Genomic DNA, 6,243 nt, shown 5'->3' with positions numbered 1-6,243 from the left:
AAAAATGCGTAACTGTTAATAACATACATGATGCATTGGCGATTTTAAATTGACTGAGATTGGCGTTTTTAATCCGACTCTGAATGGCGAAAATCGCCCGACGCTAACAGCTAAAAAATGACCGGAGGTGGAATATGAGAAAAGTAAATATGCTTGAAGCCAAAAGTAATCTTTCCAAATTAGTAAATATGCTTGAGACAAAACAGGAGGATGTAATATATCTGGCAAAAAATGGCACTGCAGTTGTACAGATGACGCTTATTCCGAACAGAGAAGAAGAAAAAAGAATAGGGGTTGCTGCCGGAAAGTTTACCGTGCCGGATGAATTTGACTTATGGGATACAGAAGTGGAGGAAATGTTTGGAGGGGAATTATGAAAATTTTGCTAGATACTCACATCATGTTATGGGCTTTATCCGGAGATTCAAAGCTTCCTGAAAAAGCGAGAGAAATGATCCTCGATAGCAGAAATGACATATACTACAGCCTTGCTTCTTTATGGGAAATAGAAATCAAACATCTGTCGCATCCGGAAGCACTGCCCATAACTGCAAAAGAAGTATCGGGATACTGCTTTCAGGCGGGATATCAGTCTCTTCCAGTCAGAGAAACACATATTTTTGCATTGGGATCCCTTTCGCGGGCAGAAGGGGCTCCTCCTCATAAAGATCCATTCGACCGCATTTTAATCTGTCAGGCTTTGGTAGATGACATGCTCTTTTTAACGCATGACTCATTAATCCCTGCTTACAATGAGGCATGTATAATAGCGGTCTGAAAAGCAGGAAAACCAGCCTTCCGCTTTTATAAGAAAAACGGGTTTTATGAAAAGGATGAACAGGTATTTATGGTATATGAAGGAGGAACTCACACATGAACACCCCTCACCTTGAAACCTCCCGTCTGGTCCTGCGCAGATTCACAGAAGACGATATAGACGCACTGTTTGACCTTCTTGGCGACGAGGAGGTCAATACATTTCTTCCCTGGTTCCCCACCCGGACAAGAGACGAGGCCGTGCAGTTCTATGAAGAGCGGTTTGCCCGGAACTATCGGAAACCTTCCGGATATAATTATGCCGTCTGCCTGAAAACGGATAATATTCCGATCGGATATGTAAACCTCAACATGAGTGACAGTTATGATCTGGGATATGGACTTGCAAAAAGATTCTGGCATCAGGGGATCATGACGGAAGCCTGTCAGGCAGTTGTCAGCCAGTTAAGGAAAGACGGCATCCCCTATATCACCGCCACCCATGATGTGAAGAATTCCAGGAGCGGAGGCGTTATGAGGCAGTTGGGCATGAAGTATCAGTATTCCTATGAAGAGCTGGTACAGCCGAAAAATGTTCTGGTCACATTCCGGATGTATCAGTTGAACCTTGACGGAAATCAGGAGAGAGTGTACTGGAAATACTGGGATGAATCGGAAGTGCATTTTGTAGAAAGGAGCCTGCTGTGAAAGAGATCATCTTAAGTGCTGACGGCGGCAGTATCGTATACTCTGTTCCCGTCAGAAATCTCGGATGGACAGGACTGGGTGATGAACTGCCGGAAGAATACAGAGACTTATCGTATTACAATTTTTAAATTTAACAGAGCGGTAACTGCGTCAACTATGATGTGTGATTTATTAGAGCAGATGAATAGTCAATAGAGTGTGAAAAATGGATTTAATTATACCAGAGTTTAATTTTTATGAGTCTTATAAGGAAGCAATAAAGGAATACAAAGAACATAATATAGATACATATGGTCATGCTTTCTAAAGGGTTAAAATATTCCAAAGAAGTTCTTGGATTAAAGAAAGTATTAATAACATGTGATGAAAGCAATATAGCATCAGCTCGAATTATAGAAAAAAATGGAGGAAAATTGCAGGATACTATTGTAAATGTTATTGATGATGTTGAAAGAAAAACGAAAAGGTATTGGATAGAAAATGTATAGTTAAGGGAGGGGACCGTTTTGAAACATGAAAGAGATATTTTATCACACGACTCACTAATCCCTGCTTACAATGAGGCTTATATAATAGCGGTCTGAAAAGCAGAAAAATAAAAAAAACAGGAGCAGATACATTATGGAACTTCGTGAACTCAGCAAAGAGAATATTGACGCGATCAAAAGTGTATTCCTGCAGATCTTTTCCGCAGAGCCCTGGAACGATACGTGGACGGATGAGCAGCTCCGGCTCTATATACTTGAGCTGATGGGGAACAGTAATCCTCTGCTGCTTGGGCTTTATGATGATGAGAGGCTGACAGGGATCGCGCTAGGAAGGATCAAGCACTGGTATACCGGGGCGGAATACTGGATCGATGAGTTCGGCATTCTCCCGGAATATCAGAAAAAAGGCACCGGTTCGGATTTCATGAGAAAGATAAAAGAGTTTCTCTCTGACCGGGACATAAAAAAAATCACACTCCTCACTGACCGGACATTTCCAGCTTTCCGCTTTTATAAGAAAAACGGGTTTTATGAAAAGGATGAACAGGTATTTATGGTATATGAAGGAGGAACTCACACATGAACACCCCCTGCCTTGAAACACCCCGTCTGATCCTGCGCAGGTTCACAGAAGACGATATCGACGTACTGTTTGACCTTCTTGGCGACGAGGAGGTCAACGCATTCCGCCCTTGTTTTGTAGAAAGGAGCTAGCTGTGAAAGAGATCATCTTAAGTGCTGACGGCGACAGTATTATATTCATGTCATTTAGTGTAATATTTCTAAAATATTTGATTAAAAATTCCACGAATATTTTATTGATTTTTGCATTAACAAATGTTATATTGTGCATAACAGATAGTCTGCATTATGTACGGAGGGATATCCATGTATCGTAAAATTTCACAATTCTTAGAAGCCTGGAAGGAGAGTAAGCACCGCAAGCCCCTGATCCTGCAGGGAGCAAGGCAGGTCGGAAAGACTTATTCTGTTCTGGAGTTCGGCCGTCTCCATTACGAAAATGTTGCCTACTTTAATTTTGAGACCAATCCAAAACTGAACAGGACATTTGAGGAGGATATCAGCCCTGACTATTTGATCCCGATTTTATCACATATCGCAGGGCAGACAATCGTCCGCGAAAAAACCCTGATTGTATTTGATGAGATACAGCTCTGTGAAAGGGCGCTGACTTCGCTGAAATATTTCTGTGAGATGGCTCCGGACTATCATATTATTGTAGCAGGGAGTCTTCTTGGCGTGGCAGTAAACCGGGCAAAATTTTCTTTTCCGGTAGGAAAAGTAGACATCAAAACTCTTTATCCCATGGATCTGGAAGAATTTATGCTTGCTCTCGGGGAAAAGGATCTGGTAGAGCAGATACGGAGATCATTCGACAGCGACACCCCCATGCCGGAGGCTCTTCATGATATAGCAATGAAGATATACCGCCAGTATCTCGTAATCGGCGGTATGCCGGAATGTGTGACGCAGTTCGCCGAAACGGGAGACTATATACTGGTGCGCCATACACAGGATACAATCCTGGCAAGTTATCTCAATGATATGAGCAAATATAATACATTAAATGAAATTAAAAAAACACGTCTTGCCTATGATAATATTACCGTACAGCTGTCAAAGAAAAACACCCGGTTTCAGTACAAACTGATCAAAAAAGGCGGGCGCGCTTCTGAATTTGAAAATGCGATCGAATGGCTCACTTTGTCAGGGATTGTTTCCCAGGTTTACAAAGTAGAGCAGATCAAAAAGCCTCTGGAAAACTACCGGGATATTGATTCTTTCAAAATTTATGTATCAGACCTGGGACTTCTCTGTGCAAAGAAAGATCTCTCTGCGAATGATATTCTCTACATGGTTGATGAGATCAATGATTTCAAAGGTGGTATGACTGAAAACTATGTAAATGTACAGCTTACGATAAACGGATACCGGACTTATTATTGGGAGTCAGCCCGCGGAGCAGAAATTGACTTTATTATACAGAGGGAAGGAAATCTCATCCCGATCGAGGTCAAATCTGCTGATAATACAAAAGCCAAGAGTTTGAAAATCTATATGGAGACATACAATCCGGCTTATGCGATCAAACTTTCGGCAAAAAATTTTGGCTTTGAAGATGGGAAAAAGACTGTGCCGCTCTATGCCGCATTCTGTATCTGAAAAAAACGTTTACGGAACGAGTGAGGAGTTACCGCAATGATATACCTTGACTATTTTACATTCCCGGACAGCGATGAGGAATTTGAGTTTTTCCTCAGGCAGAAACGAACCTGCTACGATACCTATTACCCCTTTCAGATCCTGTCCCGGCACCATTTCCACCGAATCGATTTCGATCCGGTGACGATCCTGTACGGCGGAAACGGTAGCGGCAAGACGACTGCCCTGAATGTGATCGCGGAGAAGCTCCGGATCTCCCGGGACAGACGCTTTAATCATTCCAACTTTTATGAGGACTATCTGAAACTCTGCCGTTGCGGGCTCAGAGGCGAGATCCCGCAGAACAGCCGGGTCATCACAAGCGACGACGTGTTCGACTACATGCTGGATATCCGCAGCATGAATGAGGGGATCGACCGGAAGAAAGAAGAACTGTTTGACGATTACCTCGATGCGAAGTATTCCGATTTCCGGATGCGGTCCCTGGATGATTACGAAACCCTGAAAAAAGTTCGAAAGGCAAGAAAGCTCACGCAGTCGAAGTATGTGCGCTCGGAACTGATGGATAATGTCCGGGAGTATTCAAACGGGGAGAGTGCTTTTCTCTATTTTTCCGAGAAGCTCACTGACAACGGTCTGTTTCTCCTGGATGAGCCGGAGAACAGCCTTTCTCCGGAAAAGCAGAGAGAACTTGTGAAATTTCTTGAAGACTCGGCTCGTTTCTTCGGATGTCAGCTTGTAATCTCCACCCATTCGCCGTTTCTTCTCGCTATGCGCGGAGCGAAGATCTACGATCTGGACAGTGACCCCGTAGATGTAAAACGCTGGACGGAACTGGAAAATGTCCGGCAGTATTATGATTTCTTTAAAGAACATGAGACGGAATTTTCCTGATCAGAAATGTCTCTTTTTCCGATATTCAGCCGGAGTACATCCCACATGCTTTTTAAAAGCCCGGATAAATGTCTCTGGATTTTTATACCCTGTCTTTTCACTGACAGAGGCAATGCTTAAGGAAGTGGAGCCCAACAGGTTCCGTCCTTCCTGAATCCGGATATTTGTCAGCAGGTCGGAGAATGTGCAGCCGAAGATATCTTTTATCATTCGGGAGCAGTGCTGCCTGGAAAAATGCAGACGGCACGCCAGGTCTTCCAGAGACGCGTTCGCGAAACCGTTTATCATATAGTCCAGAATCTCAGCTTCATAGTTTCCTTTCTGGCAGCGGACTCCCGGGAGTACAAGATCTTTCCTGTGGCGCCGCATCAGCTGGGTAAAGAAGATCGTCATCAGACTGCAGATAATCCGGTTGGAATACTCGTCCATCATCAGCTGCTCCGAATACATGTCAAGGATATAGTTTCGGATTACCTCATCTCCATCGGTATGAAAAAGCATGTAATCGATCTTGTTTCTTGTATAAAGGTTGTTAAAGAAAAACTGGGACAACTGGGTTTTATCCCGGATCGTATTCATGAAAATATCCATAAATGTACTCTGACGGATCAGAAGATTCAGCACAATACTGTCACTGTTTACCTCGATGCTGTGCTTGACGCCTGTCGCAAGAATACAGAGATCCCCTGCATTGAGATCGAACTGCTGTGTTCGGAAATGCTGCACGCACTGACCTGTCAGCACATAGATCAGTTCAAAGAAAGCGTGATCATGGAAAAACATGGGGGCATAGCGGGCGGATTTGCTGATCACAACATCCCTTCCGCTGTGTATGAAATCATTTTCCAGAAGCGTCGCCGGAGAATTCTCCTGATACATGGCATAACGGATGCCATCGGGATCCGCCGCATATTTCCGGACAAACAGATCAAAAGACAGTTCCCCCTTCTTTACGCGGTAAGAATCGCGGAACAGACATTCGTCCGGCTGCCACGCATTCAGGCTGTCAATTACCATCTCGTAGTTCAATATCTTGTCCTCCTGTCTTAAAATTCCCGAAAAAAGCTTCCCTGAAAAATAGTACCACTGCAGTTTTTGAATTACAAGCTTTTGTATTCCGAAAAGTCAATGAAATTGATTCCGACAAGTCATTGAAGGTTGATCTTTTGGACGACTATAATTAATCCATCAGAAATTAAAAGCGGACCGCAAA

The 6,243-nt window shown here is 43.4% G+C and carries 10 protein-coding genes; 9 read left to right on the top strand and 1 reads right to left on the bottom strand.

Annotation, left to right across the window (positions count from 1 at the left end):
• The first annotated feature begins 134 nt into the window (after window positions 1-134).
• The 9 genes from B5F07_RS12095 (at window position 135) to B5F07_RS12065 (ending at window position 5,030) form a co-directional block, all read left to right on the top strand.
• Complete coding sequence (locus tag B5F07_RS12095; RefSeq protein ID WP_087161541.1) at window positions 135-377, top strand: type II toxin-antitoxin system Phd/YefM family antitoxin; 243 nt, start codon at window positions 135-137, stop codon at window positions 375-377.
• Window positions 374-778 (top strand): type II toxin-antitoxin system VapC family toxin, encoded by a 405-nt coding sequence (locus tag B5F07_RS12090; protein ID WP_087161540.1) that lies wholly within the window; start codon window positions 374-376, stop codon window positions 776-778. The genes B5F07_RS12095 and B5F07_RS12090 overlap by 4 nt, the downstream gene beginning before the upstream one ends.
• A gap of 95 nt (window positions 779-873) precedes the next feature.
• Window positions 874-1,464, top strand: coding sequence for a GNAT family N-acetyltransferase (locus B5F07_RS12085; RefSeq protein WP_087161539.1), 591 nt, complete (start codon window positions 874-876; stop codon window positions 1,462-1,464).
• A complete protein-coding gene (locus tag B5F07_RS23285; protein WP_275533118.1) occupies window positions 1,461-1,592 on the top strand; it encodes a hypothetical protein in 132 nt (43 codons plus the stop codon). Before B5F07_RS12085 ends, B5F07_RS23285 begins: the two co-directional genes overlap by 4 nt.
• Window positions 1,593-1,760: 168 nt before the next feature.
• Window positions 1,761-1,952 carry a GNAT family N-acetyltransferase gene (locus B5F07_RS12080; RefSeq protein ID WP_140398010.1) on the top strand — a complete coding sequence of 64 codons (192 nt, stop codon included), beginning with the start codon at window positions 1,761-1,763 and terminating at the stop codon, window positions 1,950-1,952.
• Window positions 1,953-2,085: 133 nt separating this feature from the next.
• Complete coding sequence (locus B5F07_RS12075) at window positions 2,086-2,535, top strand: GNAT family N-acetyltransferase (protein WP_242972516.1); 450 nt, start codon at window positions 2,086-2,088, stop codon at window positions 2,533-2,535.
• Window positions 2,532-2,666 carry a GNAT family N-acetyltransferase gene (locus tag B5F07_RS23090; RefSeq protein ID WP_140398009.1) on the top strand — a complete coding sequence of 45 codons (135 nt, stop codon included), beginning with the start codon at window positions 2,532-2,534 and terminating at the stop codon, window positions 2,664-2,666. Before B5F07_RS12075 ends, B5F07_RS23090 begins: the two co-directional genes overlap by 4 nt.
• 174 nt (window positions 2,667-2,840) lie before the next feature.
• Entirely contained in the window at window positions 2,841-4,136 is a 1,296-nt protein-coding gene (locus tag B5F07_RS12070; RefSeq protein ID WP_087161536.1) for an ATP-binding protein, read from the top strand.
• Between the two features lie 36 nt (window positions 4,137-4,172).
• Window positions 4,173-5,030: an AAA family ATPase gene (locus B5F07_RS12065; RefSeq protein WP_087161535.1), complete on the top strand. Its 858-nt coding sequence runs from the start codon at window positions 4,173-4,175 to the stop codon at window positions 5,028-5,030.
• Here B5F07_RS12065 and B5F07_RS12060 read toward each other — a convergent pair whose 3' ends face one another.
• On the bottom strand, window positions 5,031-6,059 hold the full coding sequence (locus B5F07_RS12060) for an AraC family transcriptional regulator (protein ID WP_087161534.1): 1,029 nt from the start codon (window positions 6,057-6,059) through the stop codon (window positions 5,031-5,033).
• Window positions 6,060-6,243 lie beyond the last annotated feature (184 nt).

Origin of the sequence: Lachnoclostridium sp. An169 (assembly GCF_002160525.1) — a bacterium.
In the GTDB taxonomy this organism is placed as follows: domain Bacteria; phylum Bacillota; class Clostridia; order Lachnospirales; family Lachnospiraceae; genus Mediterraneibacter; species Mediterraneibacter cottocaccae.
The sequence above is the reverse complement of the archived record's forward strand: the minus strand, read 5'-3'. Positions and strand labels throughout refer to the sequence as shown.

Excerpts from the sequence above, each read along its gene's own strand:
- B5F07_RS12070 (WP_087161536.1), top strand. The coding sequence starts at position 2,841 with ATGTATCGTAAAATTTCACAATTCTTAGAAGCCTGGAAGGAGAGTAAG.
- B5F07_RS12075 (WP_242972516.1), top strand. The coding sequence starts at position 2,086 with ATGGAACTTCGTGAACTCAGCAAAGAGAATATTGACGCGATCAAAAGT.
- B5F07_RS23090 (WP_140398009.1), top strand. The coding sequence starts at position 2,532 with ATGAACACCCCCTGCCTTGAAACACCCCGTCTGATCCTGCGCAGGTTC.
- B5F07_RS12080 (WP_140398010.1), top strand. The coding sequence starts at position 1,761 with ATGCTTTCTAAAGGGTTAAAATATTCCAAAGAAGTTCTTGGATTAAAG.
- B5F07_RS12085 (WP_087161539.1), top strand. The coding sequence starts at position 874 with ATGAACACCCCTCACCTTGAAACCTCCCGTCTGGTCCTGCGCAGATTC.
- B5F07_RS12065 (WP_087161535.1), top strand. The coding sequence starts at position 4,173 with ATGATATACCTTGACTATTTTACATTCCCGGACAGCGATGAGGAATTT.
- B5F07_RS12090 (WP_087161540.1), top strand. The coding sequence starts at position 374 with ATGAAAATTTTGCTAGATACTCACATCATGTTATGGGCTTTATCCGGA.
- B5F07_RS12095 (WP_087161541.1), top strand. The coding sequence starts at position 135 with ATGAGAAAAGTAAATATGCTTGAAGCCAAAAGTAATCTTTCCAAATTA.